General features: G+C 59.8%; 2 protein-coding genes. One reads left to right on the forward strand and one right to left on the reverse strand.

Annotation, left to right across the window (positions count from 1 at the left end; genetic code table 11):
- Positions 1-442, forward strand: a 442-nt coding sequence (gene scpB, locus C8029_RS20905; protein ID WP_152003653.1) for an SMC-Scp complex subunit ScpB, incomplete at its 5' end; no start/stop codon positions are given.
- Here scpB and C8029_RS22600 read toward each other — a convergent pair.
- On the reverse strand, positions 439-742 hold a 304-nt coding region (locus C8029_RS22600), incomplete at its 5' end, for a hypothetical protein (RefSeq protein WP_152003654.1). The two genes, scpB and C8029_RS22600, sit on opposite strands and share 4 nt — an antisense overlap.

Genomic DNA, 742 nt, shown 5'->3' on the forward strand with positions numbered 1-742 from the left:
GGGGCAGGGAGTCTCGGTCGAGATGGTGATCGACGACATCCAGGCCGAGCTGACCGGTCGTCCCTACGAACTCGCGCAGGTGGCCGGCGGTTGGATGTTCCGAACGAGGACGCAGTTCGCGGACGCGATCAAGGCGGCGGCCGATCTTGGCGAGCAGTCGTTGACCTTCACCGAGATGGAGATGGGTGTACTTTGCGCCATCGCCTATCATCAGCCGATCGACCGGGCGGGCCTGGCCGACATCTTCGGCAAGGAGGTCAGCCGCGACCTGTTGGCCCGGCTGCGCTACAAGGACCTGATCGCCAGCGGACCGCGCTCGCCGCGGCCGGGCGCGCCGCATACCTTCGTAACCACGGAGACCTTCCTGGTGACCTTCGATCTGCAGAGCCTGCGGGATCTGCCGGAGCTGGAAGTTGTCGAGCCGTCCAATCTTGCTGGTTAGATGAGGTCGTCCAGATCTCGATTATTTAGTTCGCTTTCAGAAGCGGACTCCACGCGTGCTTCCAATGCCTCTTGAGATTCACCGACCGCAGCCGGTTTGAGATAGGGTACGATATCTGCGAATTGTCGATGGACTTCACGCCGCGACCATTTGGCTGACCACATAAATGATCCAAACGAGGCCATCTCAGCATTTGAAAATCCCCGCCTCACGCAACGATTGGCGAACGCCATCGCTGTACACGGTTCCGTCTTTTCCTCGGAATGCACGTTGACATGACCCTGAAGGATTTGAAGCGGC

The organism is Roseobacter sp. TSBP12 (assembly GCF_009129705.1).
In the GTDB taxonomy this organism is placed as follows: Bacteria; Pseudomonadota; Alphaproteobacteria; order Rhodobacterales; family Rhodobacteraceae; genus Celeribacter; species Celeribacter baekdonensis_A.